Origin of the sequence: Phenylobacterium conjunctum (assembly GCF_042679085.1) — a bacterium.
GTDB lineage: Bacteria > Pseudomonadota > Alphaproteobacteria > Caulobacterales > Caulobacteraceae > Phenylobacterium > Phenylobacterium conjunctum.
On record NZ_JBHTLQ010000005.1, the window covers coordinates 66,581 to 86,133 of the forward strand.

Annotated in this window: 17 protein-coding genes; 11 read left to right on the forward strand and 6 right to left on the reverse strand. The window is 68.2% G+C overall.

The features are described 5' to 3' along the window. The first annotated feature begins 54 nt into the window (after positions 1–54). The 6 genes from ACFQ27_RS03225 (at position 55) to ACFQ27_RS03250 (ending at position 8,076) form a co-directional block, all read left to right on the forward strand. Positions 55–1,746: a class I adenylate-forming enzyme family protein gene (locus tag ACFQ27_RS03225; RefSeq protein WP_377352454.1), complete on the forward strand. Its 1,692-nt coding sequence runs from the start codon at positions 55–57 to the stop codon at positions 1,744–1,746. Positions 1,747–1,855: 109 nt separating this feature from the next. Then, the gene (locus ACFQ27_RS03230; protein ID WP_377352455.1) at positions 1,856–2,797 is read left to right on the forward strand and encodes a winged helix-turn-helix transcriptional regulator; all 942 of its coding nucleotides are present in this window, start codon (positions 1,856–1,858) and stop codon (positions 2,795–2,797) included. A gap of 197 nt (positions 2,798–2,994) precedes the next feature. Next, positions 2,995–4,050, forward strand: coding sequence for an NAD(P)H-dependent amine dehydrogenase family protein (locus ACFQ27_RS03235; protein WP_377352456.1), 1,056 nt, complete (start codon positions 2,995–2,997; stop codon positions 4,048–4,050). A gap of 51 nt (positions 4,051–4,101) precedes the next feature. Continuing rightward, positions 4,102–5,019 carry an SDR family NAD(P)-dependent oxidoreductase gene (locus ACFQ27_RS03240; protein ID WP_374346336.1) on the forward strand — a complete coding sequence of 306 codons (918 nt, stop codon included), beginning with the start codon at positions 4,102–4,104 and terminating at the stop codon, positions 5,017–5,019. 49 nt (positions 5,020–5,068) lie between these two features. Further along, positions 5,069–6,289: an acetyl-CoA acetyltransferase gene (locus ACFQ27_RS03245; protein ID WP_374346335.1), complete on the forward strand. Its 1,221-nt coding sequence runs from the start codon at positions 5,069–5,071 to the stop codon at positions 6,287–6,289. 2 nt (positions 6,290–6,291) lie between these two features. Continuing rightward, positions 6,292–8,076, forward strand: a complete 1,785-nt coding sequence (locus tag ACFQ27_RS03250; RefSeq protein ID WP_377352457.1) for an AMP-binding protein — start codon at positions 6,292–6,294, stop codon at positions 8,074–8,076. Positions 8,077–8,094: 18 nt separating this feature from the next. Here the strand turns inward: ACFQ27_RS03250 and ACFQ27_RS03255 are convergent, their stop codons facing one another. After that, positions 8,095–8,892, reverse strand: coding sequence for a hypothetical protein (locus ACFQ27_RS03255; RefSeq protein WP_377352460.1), 798 nt, complete (start codon positions 8,890–8,892; stop codon positions 8,095–8,097). Positions 8,893–9,038: 146 nt separating this feature from the next. Next, positions 9,039–9,872 (reverse strand): thioesterase family protein, encoded by an 834-nt coding sequence (locus tag ACFQ27_RS03260; protein ID WP_377352461.1) that lies wholly within the window; start codon positions 9,870–9,872, stop codon positions 9,039–9,041. Between the two features lie 717 nt (positions 9,873–10,589). On the opposite strand from ACFQ27_RS03260, the gene ACFQ27_RS03265 reads away from it, so the two are divergent. The 3 genes from ACFQ27_RS03265 to ACFQ27_RS03275 are packed head-to-tail and all read left to right on the forward strand — an operon-like array spanning position 10,590 to position 13,296. Continuing rightward, on the forward strand, positions 10,590–11,390 hold the full coding sequence (locus ACFQ27_RS03265) for a DUF1295 domain-containing protein (protein WP_377352463.1): 801 nt from the start codon (positions 10,590–10,592) through the stop codon (positions 11,388–11,390). A gap of 6 nt (positions 11,391–11,396) precedes the next feature. Then, complete coding sequence (locus tag ACFQ27_RS03270; protein WP_377352465.1) at positions 11,397–12,314, forward strand: NAD(P)H-dependent flavin oxidoreductase; 918 nt, start codon at positions 11,397–11,399, stop codon at positions 12,312–12,314. Between the two features lie 34 nt (positions 12,315–12,348). Further along, complete coding sequence (locus ACFQ27_RS03275) at positions 12,349–13,296, forward strand: winged helix-turn-helix transcriptional regulator (protein ID WP_377352466.1); 948 nt, start codon at positions 12,349–12,351, stop codon at positions 13,294–13,296. On the opposite strand, the gene ACFQ27_RS03280 is transcribed toward ACFQ27_RS03275, so the two are convergent. The 4 genes from ACFQ27_RS03280 to ACFQ27_RS03295 all read right to left on the reverse strand — a co-directional run bounded on the left by ACFQ27_RS03280 (position 13,293) and on the right by ACFQ27_RS03295 (position 18,145). After that, on the reverse strand, positions 13,293–14,762 hold the full coding sequence (locus ACFQ27_RS03280) for a methyl-accepting chemotaxis protein (RefSeq protein ID WP_377352468.1): 1,470 nt from the start codon (positions 14,760–14,762) through the stop codon (positions 13,293–13,295). The genes ACFQ27_RS03275 and ACFQ27_RS03280 overlap by 4 nt on opposite strands. Before the next feature lie 108 nt (positions 14,763–14,870). Then, positions 14,871–15,386 carry a nuclear transport factor 2 family protein gene (locus ACFQ27_RS03285; protein ID WP_377352470.1) on the reverse strand — a complete coding sequence of 172 codons (516 nt, stop codon included), beginning with the start codon at positions 15,384–15,386 and terminating at the stop codon, positions 14,871–14,873. Further along, a complete protein-coding gene (locus tag ACFQ27_RS03290; RefSeq protein ID WP_377352472.1) occupies positions 15,383–15,808 on the reverse strand; it encodes a nuclear transport factor 2 family protein in 426 nt (141 codons plus the stop codon). Before ACFQ27_RS03290 ends, ACFQ27_RS03285 begins: the two co-directional genes overlap by 4 nt. Positions 15,809–15,877: 69 nt before the next feature. Next, positions 15,878–18,145 (reverse strand): TonB-dependent receptor, encoded by a 2,268-nt coding sequence (locus tag ACFQ27_RS03295; protein ID WP_374346325.1) that lies wholly within the window; start codon positions 18,143–18,145, stop codon positions 15,878–15,880. A 444-nt stretch (positions 18,146–18,589) separates the two neighbouring features. On the opposite strand from ACFQ27_RS03295, the gene ACFQ27_RS03300 reads away from it, so the two are divergent. Continuing rightward, entirely contained in the window at positions 18,590–19,006 is a 417-nt protein-coding gene (locus tag ACFQ27_RS03300; protein ID WP_374346324.1) for a nuclear transport factor 2 family protein, read from the forward strand. Continuing rightward, entirely contained in the window at positions 19,006–19,539 is a 534-nt protein-coding gene (locus tag ACFQ27_RS03305; RefSeq protein WP_377352473.1) for a nuclear transport factor 2 family protein, read from the forward strand. The genes ACFQ27_RS03300 and ACFQ27_RS03305 overlap by 1 nt, the downstream gene beginning before the upstream one ends. Positions 19,540–19,553: the final 14 nt, after the last annotated feature.

Sequence of the window (19,553 nt, forward strand, 5' to 3'; positions counted from 1 at the left end):
TACGATACTGACTATGCGAGCTCTGTGGCTAACCAGAAAATAGGGAGAGCCGCCTTGCGTCCGAGTCCGCCCGAGCGTGTCGCCGAGTATCGCCGTCTAGGCTGGTGGCGAGGGGAGACGGTGGACGCCCTGTTCCGCCGCGGCGTGGCTGTCCAACGCGGCGCCGAGGCCCTGGCGGACGCACCTAACCGCGAGGCGTTGGTGGGCTCTGCGCCCCGCCGCCTGACCTGGGACCAGGCGGACGCCGCCGTCGACGCCCTGTGCCATGCCCTTGCGGGGCTGGGCGTGGGCCGCGGCGACGTGGTGGCGACCCAGCTTCCTAATCTGGTGGAGGGCGTGCTCGCCTTCCTGGCCTGCGCGCGGATGGGGGCGATCCTCAGCCCGGTCGCCATGGCCTATCGCGGCCACGAACTGCGCCAGATCCTGCCGGTGGTGGAGCCCAAGGTCTATCTGACGGTCGGCGCCTTCCATGGCTGCGACCACGCCGCGATGCTGACCGAGCTGAAGCGGGAAGGGGTGACCGCCGCCGAGATCATCACTCTGGCCGATGAGGCGCCGGATGGCGCCCATCGCCTGTCGGACCTGATCGCCCAGGCGTCCACCGCGCCCTATCCGACCACGGCCGACCTCGACGCCGCCGAGGGCCTGACCATCTGCTGGACCTCCGGCACCGAGGCCATGCCCAAGGGCGTGCCGCGGCACCACGACCACTGGGTGGTCAATGGCGAAGCCCTGGTGGAGGCGGCCGGCCTGATGCCCGGCGACACGGTCCTGAACCCGTTCCCGCTGATCAATATCGCGGCCATCGGCGGCATGCTGATGACCTGGCTGCAGTGCCAGGGCCGGCTGGTCCAGCACCATCCCTTCGACCTGCCGATCTTCCTGCGCCAGATGCAGGAGGAGAAGGTCGCCTACACCGTCGCCCCGCCAGCCGTGCTCAACATGCTGCTGCAGAACGAAGCCCTGCTGTCGGCCACCAACCTGTCGGCCTTGCGCTGCCTGGGCTCGGGCTCGGCGCCCCTGTCGCCCTGGATGGTCAAGGGCTGGCAGGAACGCCACGGCGTCACGGTCATGAACGTGTTCGGCTCCAACGAGGGCTGCTCGCTGTTCTCCACCGGCGAGGCCATTCCGGACGCCGAGCAACGCGCCCGGTTCTTCCCGAGGTTTGGCGCGCAGGGCGTTGAATGGCCTGCGCAATTCCCGGCCAAGATCCGCACGCGCCTGGTCGATCTGGCCACGGGGCAGGAGATCACCCAGCCGGGGATCGAGGGCGAGCTGCGCATCAGCGGCGCCATGACCTTCGACGGCTACTACAAGGCCCCAGACCTGACCCGCGCCGCCTTCGACGACCAGGGTTTCTTCCGCACCGGCGACCTGTTCGAAATCGCTCCGGACGGCGGCGGCCGCTTCTATCGCTTCGTCGGCCGCTGCAAGGAGATCATCATCCGCGGCGGCCAGAACATCTCGCCGGCCGAGCTGGACGTCCTGGTGGAAAGCCACCCCAAGGTCCGCGAGGGCGCCTGCGTCGCCTATCCCGACGAGCGCCTGGGCGAGCGGGTCTGCGCGGTGGTGGCCCTGAAGCCCGGCGTTGAGGCCCTGACCCTGGACGAGTTGAACGCCCACCTGAAGGCCCACGACATCGCCACCTTCAAGCTGCCAGAAAAGCTGCGAATCGTAGAGGCCCTGCCGCGCAATCCCCTGAACAAGGTTCTGCGGCGGGATTTGGGGGGCGTGGCTGCGTCCTGAGCGGACAATTGATCCAAAGCAACTTGGCTGGCGGCGAATGCAGCTTGCGCAAGCGGACTCGTTCCGCGACTTTCAGGCCCCGATATTGAAAGGGCTCTGACGAGACGCGATGGCCGCTCCGAAGTTCATTCGCACCTGTTCGATCTGGCGGGCGCTGGAGGTTGTCGGCGACACCTCGGTCCTCTTGATCCTTGAGGCGAGCTGGATCGGCGCCCGTCGGTTCGATGAGTTCCGGGCCCGCACCGGCCTGCTGCAGACCCTGCTCAGTGATCGCCTCAAGCGGCTGGTGGCCGCCGGCGTGCTGGAAAAGGCCCTCTACAGCGAGGCGCCGCCCCGCTTTGAATACAGGATGACCGCCAAGGGGCGCGACCTCTACTGGCCGGCCCTGATGATGCTGCGCTGGGAGCGCCGCTGGGCGCCCCAGGAGGGCAAGCTGCAGCTGCGCCTGCGCCACCGCACCTGTGGCCACGTCTTCGAGCCGGTGCCCACCTGCCTGAAGTGCGGCGACGAGATCAGCGCCCGCGACGTGGACTGGACCGAAGGCCCCGGCGTCGGCTGGATGGCCGCCCGCTACAGCCGCCGCCGCCAGCAGCGCCATGCCGCCGAGGGCGCCTCGGGCATGATGGTCGACGTGGCCCAGATCACCGGCGACCGTTGGGCGAGCCTGGTCCTGCGCTCAATCTTCACCGGCCTGCGCCGGTTCGACGAGATTCACCGCGACACCGCCATGGCCACGAACATCCTGTCGGAGCGCCTGTCCTGGCTGACGGCCCAGGGTGTGATCCGGGTGCACGAGCTTGGCGGCCGCCGGTTCGAGTACCGGCTGACCGAGAAGGGCGTCGACTACTATCCCGTCCTGCTCATGCTGATGCGCTGGGGCGATCAGTACTATGTCTCCCCAGAAGGCCCGCCGCTGCTCCTGCGCCACAAGGCCGACGGCCACGACCTCGAGCCGGCCGTCACCTGCTCCTGCTGCAGCCAGCCGGTCGAACCCCACGACGTGACCTTCGAGGTGGTCGAGGCGGCGCGGGTGCTGGAGCCGGCCGAGTGACCCAAGGTGTCATCCCGGTTTCGGCGTAGCCGAAGACCGGGACCCATAGACACCGATCTATCCGGAAAGCCCCGCGCATCTGGGTCCCGCACTTCCGCGGCTCCGCCGCTCCATGCGGGATGACACGTGGGAGCGCGCTCTAGTCACTTTCATAACGATACGAAGTCCGCTAGACCTCCGCCCAAGGGAGGACAGGCATGACCTATCGAGTCGTCCAATGGGCCACCGGGGCCATGGGGAAGAACTGCCTGCGGGCGGTGATCGACCATCCGGCGATGCAGCTGGTCGGCCTCTACGTCTATGGCGACGACAAGGCCGGCCGGGACGCGGGCGACATCGCGCGTCGCCCGCCCACCGGCGTCATCGCCACCCGCGACATCGACGAGATCCTGGCCCTCGACGCCGACGTGGTGATCCACTGCGCGCGCCTGGCGCCGCCCTATGGCAGCCATGACGCCGAGATCCTGAAGCTGCTGGCTTCGGGCAAGAACGTCATCAGTATCAATGGCTACTCCAAGCCTTCTCATGCTGAGCCGCAGCGCCTGGCGGCCCTGGAGGCGGCCTGCCGGCAGGGCGGCTCGACCCTGATGGCGGCAGGCCTGAACCCCGGGTTCGCGGGTGAGCAGCTGGCCGTGGTCGCCTCGGGCGTCTGCCAGCAGCTGGACCATATCGAGGTGGTCGAGAGCGTCGACTGCCGCCCGGTCCGCAATCCGGATTATGTATTCAAGATCCTGGGCTTCGGCTCAGATCCTCAAACGGTGAACCCCAATGATCCGGCCTGGGGGCCGGCCAGCTCGCTGAACGGCATGTACACCGAGGTGCTCGCCGCCATGGCCGAGCACCTGAACCTGCCCCTGGAGCGGGTGGAGACCGACCATCGCGTCTTCCCGGCCACCGAGCCTCTGAGCATCGCCGCCGGCGCGATCGCTGAAGGCGCTATCAGCCACATCAACTGGCGCTGGCGCGGGATCGTCGCCGGTCAGACCCGCCTGACCATGTCCATCCAGTGGTACATGGAGACCGCCCATCTGCCCGACCCGCACCCGTCGCTCTGGACCATCCACATCGAGGGCCAGCCCGGCGTGCGCCTCGCCGTCGAGCTGGAGAAGCGGAAGGGCGACACCAGCCCGACCTCCGCCGAGCAGATCGCTGTCGCCGGTTCGGTGCTGAACGCCATCCCCGTCGTCACCGCGGCGGCGCCTGGCCTGCTGACCCGACCCCTGGCGACGCCGTTTCGCGGCGACCTCCTCTAGGTCGCTTGCATAACGAAACGATCCGTGGATGATCAGCTTCGGAGGACGCGCATGACGGACAGGATCGCGGAGAGCGCCAGGCTGGATGGCCGGGCGGTGATCGTAACCGGAGCAGGGAAGGGGCTGGGCCGCGCCTACGCCCTGGACCTCGCGGCCCGTGGCGCCATGCTGGTCGTCAACAACCGCTGGGTCGACCGGACCCAGCCCTCCAGCGCCGACGCCGTGGTGGATGAAATCCACGCGGCCGGCGGCCAGGCCGTCGCCAACTACGAGCCCGCCGAGGCGCCCGACACCGGCGAGGCCCTGGTCGCCCAGGCCCTGGCCGAGTACGGCCGGCTGGACGCCGTGGTCTCCAACGCCGGCGTGCCGGAGACCCAGCGCCTGCACCGCCAGACCCGCGAAGGGTTCCAGCGCATCTTCGACATCAACTTCTTCGGCGCCTTCCATCTGGTTCAGGCCGCATGGGGGGAGCTCTCCAAGGCGCCCGCCGGCCGCATCGTGGTCAGCGCCTCGTCCGCCGGCCTGCATGGCGGCGACGGCATGGCCGCCTACGCCTCGTCCAAGGCCGCCCTGATCGGGCTGGTGAAGGGCCTGGCGGTGGAGGGCCGCCCCCGCAACCTGATGATCAACGCCATCGCCCCCTATGCGGTGACCGCGATGACCGAGCAGCACCTCGCGCCTGGCCTGGCCGAGCGCATGGACCCCGCCGACGTCGCGCCCCTGGTCGCCTGGCTGGTCAGCGAGGCCTGCGATGTCAGCGGACAGACCCTGGTCAGCGGCGGCGGCCGGGTCCGCGCGGCCTTCTCGGTCGAGGGCCAGCCGGTGCAGTTCTCGGAGGGCCAGGTCGGCGGCGCCGTGCGCACCGCGCTTCAGGCCGGGCCGCGCGAAACCTATCCGGACGCCCACCAGGCGTTCGCGGCCTTCATGGACGGCCGGGCGGCCTTGGCCCCCGACCCGACGCTTGTATAGTCGAACCCACAATCAGATTGGGCCGCGCGGGCGGCCGGGCGAGGAAACCATGGTCTACATTCTGGGCGGCTGGCAGAGCGATTTCGCCAACAACTGGGCCCGCCAGGGCATGGAGATGGCCGACGCATTCTCGGAGGTCGTGGGCGAGGGCCTGAACGCCGTCGGCCTGGACGCCAAGGACGTGGAGACCGGCCACGTGGGCAACTTCGTCGGCGATCTGTTCGCCGGCCAGGGGCTGCTGGGCGGCTTCTTCGGCCTGGTGCACCCGGACTTCGACGGCCTGCCCACCGCCCGGCACGAGGCCGCCTGCGCCTCGGGCAGCGTCGCCATCCTGGCCGCCGCCTCCGAGATCGAGGCTGGCCGCTACGACCTGGCGTGTGTCCTCGGCATGGAGCAGATGCGCAACGTCTCCGGCCAGAAAGCGGCCGAGAACCTGGGCGCCGCCGCCTGGGCCGGCCACGAATATCTCGACGCCAAGTTTCCCTGGCCCAAGGCCTTTTCCGACCTGGCCGAGGAATATGACCGCCGCTACGGGCTCAAGTACGAGCACCTGATGCGCATCGCCGAGGTCAACTTCACCAACGCCAAGCGCAACCCCAACGCCCAGACCCGCAGCTGGCAGTTCAACGAGAAGAGCTTCACCGCGGACGACGAGGCCAACCCCGTGGTCGAGGGCCTGACCCGCAAGCAGGACTGCGGCCAGGTCACCGACGGCGCCGCCGTGGTCTTCCTCGCCTCGCCAAAGCGCGCCGCCGAATACGCCGCCCAGCACGGGATCCCGCTGGAAAGCCTCCCGCGCATCAAGGGCTGGGGCCACCGTTCCGCGCCCATCTCCTATGAGGCCAAGATCCGCGCCAGCCAGGGCCAGGACTATGTGTTCCCGCAGGTCCGTCGCGCCATCCTCGACGCCCGCACCCGCGCCGGGGTCACCGACATTGACCAGATCGACGTGGTTGAGACCCACGACTGCTTCACCACCACCGAATACATGGCCATCGACCACCTGGGCCTGACGGCGCCCGGCGAAAGCTGGAAGGCCATCGAGGCCGGCGACATCGAGATCGGCGGCCGCCTGCCGATCAATCCCTCCGGCGGCCTGATCGGCCTGGGTCACCCCGTGGGCGCCACCGGCGTGCGCATGGCGCTGGACGCCTTCAAGCAGGTCACCGGCCAGGCCGGCGACTACCAGGTCGAGGGCGCCAAGACCTGCCAGACCCTGAACATCGGCGGCTCGACCACCACCACGGTCAGCCTGGTCGTGGGGGTCTGATCGTGGCCGATGGGATGAACCCGGCGAATGCGCCGTTCCGCGAGGCGAACCTCCTGCCGGTGGACCTCGACATCGAGCGTCGCGCCGACGGGACCATCCTGATCCGCTCGAAGGTCCCGCTGAAGGCCTACGACGCCAACATCCCGGCGGCGTTCGCCAAGCGGGTCGAGATCAGCGGCGACAAGCCGGCCCTGGCTCAGCGAGGCGTCGACGGCGAGTGGGTGTTCACCAGCTTCGCCCAGCTGAAGCGCGACATGGACGCGGCCACCCAGTGGCTGATGAATGTCGAGCAGGCAGGGCCGGTGCTGATCCTGGCCGGCAACACCCCGGCCTTCGCGGTGATGAGCTTCGCGGCCCAGGCCAGCGGCCGCGCCGCCTGTCCGGTCAGCGTCACCTATGCGGCCCTGGGCGGCGACTATGGGCGCCTCGCCCACGTCATCGCCAAGGTGAAGCCCGCCGTGGTCTTCGCCGAGGACAGCAACCTGGCCAAGGGCGCGCTGGAGACCCTGGACCTCAGCGGCGCGCGCATCGTCACCACCGACCCCTCCAAGATCGCCAAGCCGGCCACGGCCTATGCCGACCTGCTGGCCACTCCGGTCACGCCGGCCGTCGCCGCCTCCATCGCGCGCCTGAAGCCCGACGACCGCGCGGCTTTGATGCTGACCTCCGGCTCCACCGGCCTGCCCAAGGTCGTGCCGATCACCTTCGACAACCTGGTCGCCAACGCGGTGCAGTGTCAGCAGACCATCGGCGAGGCGGCGGGCTGGCATGAGAACATGCTCGACTGGCTGCCCTGGCACCACGCCGCCGGGGCCTTCGTCCTGCGCACCACCCTGATGGAGGGCGGGACCCTCTATATCGACGACGGCAAGCCGGCGCCGGGCCTGTTTGAGACCTCCATCCGTAATCTGCGCGACGTCTCGGTCAGCTATTTCAACAACGTGCCCCTCGGCTACACCATGCTGGTGGACGCCCTGGAGCAGGACCCGGTCCTGCGCGCCAATTTCTTCAAGAAGATGCGGCTGATGCTCTATGGCGGCGCGGGCCTCAGCCAAGCCGTCTATGACCGGCTGCAGGCCGCCGCTGTGGCCGAGACCGGCCACCGCATCATGATGACCAGCGGTTACGGCATGACCGAAACCGTCTCGGCCTTCATGGTCATCCACTTTCCGACCGACAAGGTGGGCATCGGCCTTCCGGCCCCCGGCGCGACCCTGAAACTGGCCCCCGTCGGCGACCGCTATGAGGTCCGCGCCGCCGGCCCCATGGTCACCGCAGGCTATCTGGACGAGCCGGAAAAGACCGCCGCGGCCTTCGATGAGGAAGGCTTCTACCGTACCGGCGACCTCGCCGTGTTCCATGACCCGGAAGATCCCGGCCAGGGCCTGGCCTTCGCGGGCCGCGCGGCCGAGGAGTTCAAGCTCTCCAGCGGGACCTGGGTCTATGGCGGGGGCCTGCGCGACGGCCTGATCAAGGCCCTGTCGCCCCTGGTCCTCGACCTGGTGCTCTGCGACGACGGCCGGCCCTATCTTGGCCTGATGCTGTGGCCCACGGCCGGCGCCGATCCCGCCGAGATCGAGGCCCGCCTGCGCGCCTTCAACGGCGCCCAGCACGGCGGCGCGGCCCGCATCAAGCGCGCCCTGCTGCTCAAGGACCCGCCTAGCGCCAACGCCCACGAAATCTCCGACAAGGGCACCATCAACCGCCGCGCCGTCATCGACCGCCGCGCCTCAGAGGTCGACCGCCTCTACGCCGATGCGCCGGACGCTGGGGTGATGCAGCTCTAGACCGACCCAGGGCGGGCCCTAGCGCGCGGCGAGTTCCTCGCGCACCTGGGACGCATAGACGTCAGGCATGGCGTTCAGCGACATGATCATGAACAGGACTGCGGTGCGCCCGTCGGCCTCTGACATCGGGACCACGATATCGGCCTGGTCCTTCACGGAGGTGACACCGGATTGGCGGTAGGACAGCCGGCCCACCAGCTTGCCGTTTCGCATGACGTTGTAACCCTGGACCACGCGGCGCGTCATGGGACGGTCCAGACCGAAGCCGGTGGGCAGGGCCTCGTAGGCCTGTCCCTCATAGATGAGGCGCGCCCTCAGAATTGACTGGTCGACGGCGTCCGGCGTGTTGCGGCTGATTGTGATGGACAAGGGCCCCCCGCCGAGATGGGCCTCGGCGAACGCCGGCAGCGCCACTTCCATCGCAAACTGGTTGTCGGGCTTGCCCTGGAACTCGCAGCCATAGACCTGGGCCTTGTTCTGCGAGAAGTCGATGTTGAACATCGAGCGCCCTTCCATCCGGATGACGCACTTGCCGGTGAGCAACGGGGTCGTGTCGCCAGCCAGATACTTGAAGCTGTTGGTCAGGCGCGTCTTGGTTTTGCCCAGGACCTGGAGGCTTGCGGTGCTGCTGCGCACGAGAAGGGAGCGATCCGCGGCGGCCGAGCCGGTCTCCATGAAGCCGGCCTTTGCGCCGCCGAGCTTCAGAGCCTCCACTTGGGTTGAGAATTCGGACGCCGCCGCCATCGCAGCGCTGGTCCAGGTCGCGACGGCCAGCACGCCGCCAATGACCGATACGGTCTGAGCAAGAACTTTCATCCCCAGCCTTCCTCCCGAACGCCTGGAAGGAAGGTCTTGCATGCGGGACGGATCTTGTCACCGAGCCTTGCAGGTGCGGTGGGTCGAGCGCCGCGCAGGCGTCGGGCGTCGGGCGTCGGGCGCCGGGCGTCGGGGGCGCTCCCCGTCTACTCCGTCGCCGGCGGCGGAACCTGCCGGTACCAGGACAGCTGCTCACTCGTCGCCAGCAGCTTGCCGCCCCGCGACCAGTAGCTCGACCGCTCGTCCGAGGCGCCGCCGCCGCCGACCCGGCCCTCGTATTCAACCAGGATGAAGTCGTCCTTCAGCGCCGCCAGCTCCTCGGTCGTGGCGTGCAGATACACGGTCAGGGACAGGGTCGTGGTCATGACCCGCTCCAGCGCATACATCGACCGGGGCGGGGAGTTGTCGGTGACCATGGCCAGCAGGGCCTTGTCCCAATGCCCCTGCCGGGGACGCACCCAGGCCAGGGACCGGCTGTCGGGACCGGGCTTGGGCGGAAAGCCCTCATGGGTCCGCCGCTCGAAGGCCCGCGCGCCGAAATGGATCATGCCGCCCGGATGCACCGGCGCGGGCAGGCTCTCGGGCTCCGGCGCCTCGGGCAACTTGGCGAAGGCGAAGGGCGGGGTCTGCGGCCGGCGGGCCATCGTCACCATGCCGTGCACGCCGACGCTCTCCTCGCCGACCCCGCGCATCTCGACCTCCCAGACCCCGATAGAGCCCCCCTGGCGCAGACAGCGCGTCCGCACCTCCAGGTCGCCCGAGGGCAGCCGCGCGGCATAGGTCAGGGTCATGGACAGCGGCTCGCCCACCGCGCCGGCCTCTGCCGCCAGGGTGCGCACGCACAGCCCCAGCGCATACCCGCCCCAGAGCCCACCCCCCGGATTGCGCCAGGACTCCGCCGCATGGGTGATCCATCGGCCGGGCTCTTGAGGCTCAAGCGTGATGTCATAGGCGGGGTTGGTCGATGCGAGCTCAGACATGGCGCAGGGTTTTAGCCGGGGAGGGCGGGGAGGCAAGGAAATGCGGCCAATCCTTCCCACGGTGGTGCTTGGTCTGACGTCCGAAAGTCTGACCACGAAAAACACGAAAAACACGAACGCGCTGCCGCTCCCGCCCGCGCACCCCGGCGAAAGCCGGGGCCCAGGTCGTAGGGCGCGGAGGTCGTCACCTGGTTCCCGGCCTTCGCCGGGATGAGCGAAGTAGGGCTCCCGTTCGTGTTTTTCGTGTCGTTCGTGGTTCGAGAATGGGGCTTTGCCGGAAGGCGCCGCGCGCCAAGGTCCGGCTCAGCTTGGATCCCCGCCTGCGCGGGGATGAGCGGTGGGAGGAGGGACGCGCTTTGTGTCCTTTGCTGTCTTTGTGGTCTTCGTGTCCTTCTGAACGGCGGTTCCGCGTCCAAGGCGGCCGAAGTCCAGCGCATCTGGGTCCCGGGCTTCGGCTGCGCCGAACCCGGGATGACACCCCAAGAATCCTAAGTCATTGAATCTATTATTTGCACCACCCGCGGAACCCGTTCGTCCATGTTGACGTCAAACGCCCGGTGCGATTTCGGTCGCGGATTCGGCGCACCCGTGAGACCCTGAACCCTCGGCACAGCGCCCGCCTGCCGGGTCGCACCGCGCCCTTGCCCCTTCGCCATCGCTTGCATAGAAAGACCCACAAGCCGCCCTGCATGAGGGCGAATCCTTGGGGGGAGACCAATGCCTGATTTCGCCATTGTGCTGGCGGTGAACGCCGGCGTCATCCTGGCCCTGTTCGTCCTGGCCTGGGCGATCTGCGTGGCCATGAAGGATGTGACGCCCGTCGACAGCCTGTGGGGCCTGGGCATGGGCGTGGTGGCGGTCTCCACCTTCATCCAGACCGGCGGCGACACCCAGCGCGGGATCGTCATGACCGCCATCGCCGTGGCCTGGTCCCTGCGCCTGGGCGGCTACATGCTCTGGCGCTGGCGCGATCACGGCCCCGATGGCCGCTATGTCCGCATGCTCGATAAGGCCAAGGCCGAGCGCGGCTGGGGCTATGGCTACGCCGCCTTCCGCCTGGTGTTCATGCTGCAGATGCCGCTGCTGTGGCTGGTGTGCCTGCCGGTCCAGCTGGGCCAGATCCCCAACGAGCCGGCGACCCTCGGCGCCCTGGGCGTCGCGGGCGAGGTCCTGGCCATCTTCGGCATCCTCTATGAGACCCTGGCCGACTGGCAGCTGGTCCAGTTCAAGAAGAACCCGGAGAACGCCGGCAAGGTCATGGACAAGGGCCTGTGGCGCTACAGCCGGCACCCGAACTATTTCGGTGACGCTTGTGTCTGGTGGGGCCTGTGGCTGATCGCGGCCGAGACCAATCTGGGCCTGTTCTCCATCGTCGGCCCGATCTACCTCGTCTACACCCTGACCCGCTGGAGCGGCATGCCCACGGTCGAGGGCCGGATGCGCCGCCGCAAGCCGGACTACGAGGACTACGCCCGTCGCACCTCGGCCTTCATCCCCTGGCCTCCGAAGCCGGAGTAAGCGCCGATGCTGCCCGCCCATATCGCCGAGCGCCTGCGCCTGCCGGCCATGGCCGCGCCCATGTTCCTGGTCTCTGGACCCGACATGGTGCTGGCCGCCTGCAGGGCAGGCATCATCGGGACCTTCCCGGCCAACAACGCCCGCACCCTGGACGAGCTCGACCAGTGGCTGGGGACGATCAAGGCGACCCTGCCGGCCGACGCGCCGCCCTGGGCCATGAACATCATGGTCCATCGCTCCTACGCCCGCTGGGAAGAGGAGCTGGAGCTGGTCATGAAGCACCAGCCCCCCATCGTCATCACCGCCCTGGGCAGCCCCAAGGCCGTGGTCGAGGGCATTCAGTCCTATGGCGGTCTGGTGTGGGCCGATGTGAATAGCCTGACCTACGCCCAGAAGGCGGCCAGTGTCGGCGTTGACGGCCTGGTCCTGGTCGCCGCCGGCGCCGGCGGCCATACCGGCCCGATTTCTGGCTTCGCCCTGGCGCCCGCGGTCCGCGAGGTGTTCGGCGGGACCATCATCCTGGGCGGCGGCATCGGCACCGGCCGGGCCATCCGGGCGGCGCGGATGCTGGGGGCGGATCTGGCCAATCTCGGCACCCGGCTGATCGCCTGCGAGGAATCCATGGCCGTGCCGGACTACAAACAGATGCTGATCGAGGCGACGGCTGAGGACATCGTCCTGTCCGCGGCCCTGACCGGCGTGCCCGCCAACTGGCTGAAGAAGAGCCTGATGGCCGCCGGCTACGACGCCGAGGGCCTGAAGACCAAGGCCGAGATCAACCTCGGCCGTCCCGAGGACACCGCCAAGCGCTGGCGCGACGTCTGGTCGGCGGGGCAGGGGGCCGGCGAGGTCCGGGCGGTCGAGCCCCTGTCCAAGATCGTCGACGAGCTGGCCAAGGACTACGCGGCGGCGGCTGTCGCTTGACATTGAACCTCCGGCCCCGGAGGTTCCCGCCCGCATGGCCGACCCCCGACCCTCCCAGGCGCCGCTGACCCAGCTGGTCCAGGCCAACTCCGCGACGCGGGCCCTGAACATCCTGGGGGATCGCTGGACCCTGATGATCCTGTACCTGGCCTTCCAGCGGGTGCGGCGGTTCGACGAGTTCCAGGGGCGGATCGGTCTGGCCCGCAGCCTGCTAATCGACCGGCTGCGCCGGCTGTGCGCCGCCGGGATCTTCGAGAAGGTCCGCTATCAGGAGCGGCCGGCCCGCGACGAGTACCGGCTGACCGAGATGGGCGCCGATCTCTACAGCCTGGCCCTGATGATCATCCGCTGGGAGAAGCGCTGGTTCTTCGACCCCACGAACCCGGCCCACCGGCTGAAGCACAGCTGCGGCAAGGAGTTCACGCCCCAGTTTCGCTGCAGCGCCTGCGGCGACGAGGTCGGCCCCAGGGACGTCTATGTGCAGGAGGGCCCCGGCGCCGGCTTCGAGCCCTCGCCGCCGCCCCGCGCCCAGCGCCGCTCCATCGTGCCGACCGAGGCCCTGAACGACGGCAATCCCATGCTCGACCGGGCCTTCCAGGTGCTGGGCGACCGCTGGACCAGCCACGTCATCGCCTCGGCCTTCCTGGGCCGGCGGCGGTTCAATGAATTCCAGGCCGCCCTGGGCGTCGCGCCCAACATCCTGTCTGATCGGCTGGGTCGGCTGGTGGACCTGGGCGTGCTGCGGCGTGAGCTCTATCAGGAGCGGCCTGAGCGCTGGGAATATCGCCTGACCGACGAGGGCCGGGACCTCTATCCCCTGGTCGCCGAGCTGAACCGCTGGGGCGACCGCTGGCTGGCCGGCGAGGCGGGCGCGCCCTTGATCACCCACCACAGGGCCTGCGGCGCGGTGCTGGCGCCTCGGATCGCCTGCGACCAGTGCGGTGAGACGGTGACGGCGGACTCAGTCTCGCCCGGGCTCTAGAACTCTTCCCAGGTGTCCGACGGGCGCGGCGCCGGGGCGCGGGCGCCGACGGCGACCTTCTGCCGGACCGGGGCCCGCGGCGCAGGCGTCCGGACCGAAGCGCCGGCCCGGAAGCGGCCCACCAGGGACGACAACTCGCCAGTCTCGCCACGCAGGGCGTGGACGGAAGCTGAGGTCTGCTCGACCATGGCGGCGTTCTGCTGGGTCATCTGGTCCATATGATTGACCGCGGTGTTGACCTGCGACAGGCCCGCCGACTGTTCCTGGGCCGAGGCGGCGATCTCGATGACCACGGCGTCGATCCCGGCCACATGGCCAACGATGCGGTTCAGGGCCTCGCCGGTCTGGCCCACCAGCTCGACGCCGGAGGCGACCTGGGCGGTGGAGGCGGTGATCAGACCCTTGATCTCCTGGGCGGCCTGGGCGGAACGCTGGGCGAGCGCGCGGACTTCGGAGGCGACCACGGCGAAGCCCTTACCGCTCTCGCCGGCCCGGGCGGCCTCGACCCCGGCGTTCAGGGCCAGCAGGTTGGTCTGGAAGGCGATCTCGTCGATGACGCCGATGATCTGGCCGATCTGGCTGGACGAGGCTTCGATCTCGCTCATGGCCTTGACCGCGCGCTCGACGATCTCGCCCGAGGTCTGGGCGTCGGCGCGGGCGGTGGCGATGACCTTGTTGGCTTCCTGCGCGCCCTCGGCGGTGCGGCGGACGGTGGCGGTGATCTGGTCCAGGGCCGCGGCGGTCTGTTCCAGGCTGGCGGCCTGCTGCTCGGTGCGGCGGGACAGGTCGTCGGTGGCCTGGGTGATTTCCTGGGCGCCCGTGTCGATGGTCTGGGTCGAGGCGCTGAGGGTCTGGATGGCCTGTTCCAGGTGTTCGACAGCGACGTTGAAGTCGCGCTTCAGGGCCTCGTATTCCGCGGCCACGGTGTCGGTCATGCGGGCGGTCAGGTCGCCCTCGGCCAGGCGCGACAGCTGCCGGGCCATGGTCTCGACGACGCGCTTCTGCTCGCGGCCGGCGGCTTCGAAGGCGGCCTCGGTCTCCTGCAGGCGGCGGTCCAGTTCATCGCGCGACTTCGCGGCGAGGTCTTCCAGCCGCTGGCGCTCGATGGCGTTCTCCTTGAAGACCAGGACGCTGCGGGCCATGTCGCCGAGTTCGTCGCGGCGGTCAGTTCCGAACACCGCGACCGTGTGGTCCCCGTCAGCCAGCCGGCGCATCACCTGCTCCAGGCGACGGATCGCGCCGACCACCAGATGCTCGAAGAAGGCCGTCCCGACCAGGGCGCCGACGATCACCATGACCGCAACCGCGCCGTCCAGCATCATCGCTGTGCGATAGAGGGTGTCGGCCTTGTCGCCGCCGGTGTGCACCTCCTTCAGGATCGACATGTTGATGGCGATCACGCCCAGCATGGCCAGGACGCCCATGGCCCAGGAGGTGCGCATCCGGGCCTTGATGGTCTGCAACATAGGGTGGCTCTTCCAAGCAGAGTACGACTGCTGGAAGGCTCACCGATTCAGGTAAACGAGCGTTAACGGGCGGGCGCTTCCGGCGCGCGTCATCCCGACGCAGTCGGCTCAGACGGCGGGGCGGGACAGCATCTCGCGGACTTCGTCGGTCATCGGCTGGCCGGCCTTCATGGCGGCGCTGATCCGGCCGTCGAAGTACTCGCGCCATTCCTTGATCAGCAGGCCCTCGAACTCCAGGCTGCCGGCATAGGGGATGGCCACGTGCTCGCCGGTGGTCAGCCAGAACTCGTCGACGCCTTCCATGAACAGGCGATTGTCGTTCTCGGCGTGGTCGAAGATCCGCCACTTGTTGGTCTTGATGATCGGCGCCATGCCTTGCAGGGCCTTGCGCATGGCGGCCTTGCCGCGGATCGCCGGGGCGTAGCCCGAGGAGTTGCGCCAGATGATGTCGTCGGTGACGTGAACCAGCACGCCCTCGATGTCCTGCTTGTGCCAGGCCGCGATGACGGCTTGCAGGACGGGATAGAGGCGGGGCGCGGTCATGTCGGTGTCCTTGGCTTGAGCCAGAGCAGGGGCGAGGGCGAGGGCGGGCAGGGCCGCGGCGAGGGTGCGTCGGTCGATCATTTCGCCTCGCCCAGCAGGTCGAGCACCTGCTTGCTGAACGCCTGGCCGGCCTTGTGCTCGGCGGCGACGTTGAGATCCACATAGTCGCGCCAGCCGGTGATCAGGCCGTCGCGGAATTCGAGCACGCCGACATAGGGGGTGGCGACCCGTTTGCCGTCGGCGGTGGTGTAGTCGTCGACGCCTTCGATGAAGAGCCGATCCCCGGTCTCCGACCAGTTGAAGATCCGCCACTTGATGTCGTGCATGTCGGCCTGGAAGCGCTCCAGGAGCTTGCGGGCCGTGACCTTGCCGCGAACCGGCGGGAGGCTGACGGCGGCGTAGTGCCAGACGATGTCATCGGCCATGAAGCCCATGACCCGATCGATGTCCTTGGCCTGCCAGGCCTCGATCACCTGGGTGAGGATGTCGTAGCAGCGGCCCATCGTCGGTACTCACTCAATCTGCAGATATGGAAACGGCCGGGCGACGATGCGCCCGGCCGCGCCATAAGCCTAGAACGCGGCGGAGAACTCAACGCCGACGGTGCGCGGCGCGCCGAACGAGGACATCTCTTCCTGGAAGAAGGCGATGATGTTCGTGCGGTACAGCTCGTCGGTGATGTTCTTGCCCCACACCGAGACACTCCAGTTCTTGTCCTCGGAGGTCAGGGTCAGGCGGGCGTCGAGCGTGCCATAGGCCTTTTCCCAGGTGGTGTTCTCAGGCGCCCACGGCATCTTGCCCTGCCAGCGATAGGAGATGCGGGCGCTGACCGCGTCTTCCCACAGGCCGGCGTCGGTGGTGACTTCGGCGCCGACGGCCGACTGGTACTTCGGCGTCCGCTGCATCATGTGGCCGGAGTTGTTCACGCCGGCGAACACGAAGGTGTCGTAGGTCGCATCCACATAGGAGCCGCTGGCCCACGCCTTGAACCAGTCGTTCGGGGCGTATTGCAGGTCAGTCTCCAGGCCCTTGATCGTCGCGCCAGGAGCGTTGCTGATCACGTTGCAGAGGCAGGAGGACAGGGTCTGCTGAACCTGCAGGTCCTTGTACTTCATGTAGAACAGGGCCGAGTTCCAGCGCACGGTCCGGTCGAACAGCTCGGTCTTGTAGCCCAGCTCGTAGTTGGTGACCGTTTCCGGGTTGTACGGCGTGCGGGCCGCGAACGCGTTAGAGGCGCTGTTCTGGAAGCCGCCGCCCTTGAAGCCGACGGAGATGGTGCCGTAGGCCATGGTGGTGTCGTTGGGCGTCCAGCGCAGGGTGGCCTGCGGCGTCAGCTTCTTCCAGTCTTCACCGTAGGGCGTGGCGAAGTTGGTGGTCAGCGGGGTCAGCGGCGCGGTGTCGGCCGGGTTCAGCCGATCGCCGGTGGCCACGATGATGCCCTGTTGGAAGCCCCACTTCTTGTCCTTGGTGTAGCGGGCGCCGACCTCGAGCTTCAGGGTGTCGGTCATCTTCCAGCCCAGTTGGGCGAAGATGGCCATGTCGCGGTTGTGGCCCTGGTCGTTCCAGTGGGATTCGCCCGACAGGGTCGGCAGGACGGTCGATTCACCCCAGTAGCGGTTGTACTGGTGGACCTTGCTCTTCTGATAGTAGGCGCCCACGATCCAGTCGATCGCGCTGTCGGTGTTGGTCGAGGCCAGGCGCAGTTCCTGGGAGACCTGTTCCACTTCCTCGTTGAAGTTCACCGGCTCGGCGAACAGCAGCGGACCGGCGACATTGTAGCCGTTTGCCGGGCCCAGGCCCGTCTGGTCGTACAGGGTGAAGGACTGGTTGTTCCGGTAGCCGGTGATGCTGGACAGCCGGATGCCCTCGGCGATGTCCTTCTCGACCTTGCCGATGACATTGTAGGTCTCGTGCCGGGCGCCCTGCGGCGTCGGCGCGATGTCGCCCTTGAACAGCGGCCAGATCGGCAGGCTCTCGCGGACGTCCAGGTGGCCGCGCTTGGCGGCGATCAGGGCGCGCGTGGTGGACCACGGCGTGAAGCTGGCCGGCAGGGTGGTGCTCTTCAGACCGACGCGGTTCACGCCGTCATTGCTGTCCTTGGAGTAGTCGACGATCAGGTCGGCCGTCAGGTCGCTGCCTTGCGGGCGGTAGGACAGGTAGAGGCGGCCCTGGAGCGAATCCAGGTTCTCGACCTCGGTGTTGTGCAGGATGTCCTTGGCGTAGCCGCCGCGGTTGATGGTCTGGAAGGCGAAGCGGGCGTTCAGGCTGTCGGTGATCGCGCCGTTCAGGAAGCCTTGGGTCTGACGCAGATCGTAGTTGCCCAGCGTGACCGTGACCTTGCCAGAGCGTTCCGAGGTCGGGCTGTTGGAGATGATGTTGACCGCGCCGCCGGCGACGTTCTTGCCGAGCAGCACGCCCTGCGGGCCGCGAACCACTTCCACCCGGGCGACGTCATAGAAGGCCGAGTTCAGGTTGCCGGAGCGGGCCACGAACACGTCGTCCACAAAGGTCGAGACCGATTGGTCGGCGGTGGGCGAGCTGAGGCGGGTGTTCACGACGCCGCGGATGTTGATCTCGTTGGACTGCGGCGAGTTCGCCGTGAACGAGATGCCCGTCATGTTGTGGGCGAGGTCCTCCAGGCTGAGGACCCGATCCTTCTGCAGGCTCGCGCCGGTGACGGCGGTGATGGCCAGAGGCGCCTGCTGGACGTTCTCTTCCCGCTTCTGGGCGGTGACGATCAGCTCTTCGAGTTGGGTGTCGCCCGCGGCGGCCATGGCCGGCAGGGCGAGGGTCATGCCCGCGAGCAGGGCGATGACGGAAGTGGTGTGCTGAAGCTTCAAGTTGGTTTCCCCCTTTGGGTCGCCGTTCCGCGTCGGCTGGCCCGTCGTTGTGCGTCCGCGACGGCGGACGATGTGCGGCAGTTCGGAAAGAGGGTGAACGATTGCCGGAGCAAGGCTTGCATAAGGCCACTTGCCGATGAGCGTCTCCGACAGGTCGGCGCGCAGCTCGCAACCCATTCGGGCTCCGGGCGACAGCTTCCCCCCTTGGGTATTCTTTCTTCTATTCCTCCCAGCTTAGGTCAGGTTTTTTAGTCTCGTCAAGCAAGTCACCCCTGCCGTAAGCTCCCGGTCCGGTGTGGCGCGCGCAACCTGAGGGCGGCGCGGTCTGCTGGATTCGGGAGTTCGAGAAAGCACTTGCCAACAGTCGGTACTGTTACGCAAGTTAATTCGGCGCGAGGCCCCCGCGGAGAGGCGGCCGATCACTTAGGGAAGGAATCGTCACCCATGGCTGCAGCGCTGTCGGACGCCGAAAAGATCGCCAAGGGCCGTGAAATGGCCGAGGCCTGGAAGGCCATGGACTGGCGCAAGGTCGCCGACATGTTCACCCCCGACGGGGTGCTGCATTCGATGATGGTCGAGCCGGTGGTGGGCCGCGAGGCGGTCTACAAGCGCGTCTCCGGCCTCAGCGACGGCCTGGAATCGATCACTCTGAACCTGCGCAACCTCGGCGTGGTGGACGGGACCCTGTTCATGGAGCGGGTCGACGAGTTCGTGATCCGCGGCAAGGCGGGCTCGGCCCCGGTGGTCGGCGTGCTGGAGTTCGAGGGGCCGCTCATCAAGGTCTGGCGTGAGTACTACGACCGCGCACACCTGCTGAAGGCCATGGGCCTGGTGGAAGACTTCGACGCGAAGACCCGGTGATGCCCCCGACTGAGATCGACTCCGCTGAGCTTCAGGGCCTGCTAGACAAGCAGGCCATCAACGAGGTGCTGATGCGCTACAGCCGCGCGGTCGACCGTGGCGACGAGGCCCTCTTGCGCGCCTGCTACCACGACGACGCCGTCGAGGATCACGGCGGGTCCTTCCTGGGGGCGGCGAGCGACTACATCGCCGCCATCCTGCCGGCCCTGCACAGTGATCGGCTGATGACCCACACGGTCACCAATGTCCTGGTGGAGCTGGAGAGCCCGATCCTGGCGCGGTCGGAGTGCTACTACCTGTCCTTCGCCCGCTATCCGGCCGCCGAGCCGCCGTTCGAGACCCTGACCCTGGCGCGGGCCATCGACCGGATGGAGAAGCGGGACGGGGTCTGGCGCATCGCGCGGCGGACCCTGCGCTGGGAGTGGAACCGCGAGCAGCCCATCGCCGAGACCTGGGCCCGCGGCGGCATTGGCGATCCAGCCATCCTGCTGCATGGCGGCAAGATGCCGAACGATCCGCTTTACGACGCCTGAACCCTCTCCCCGCA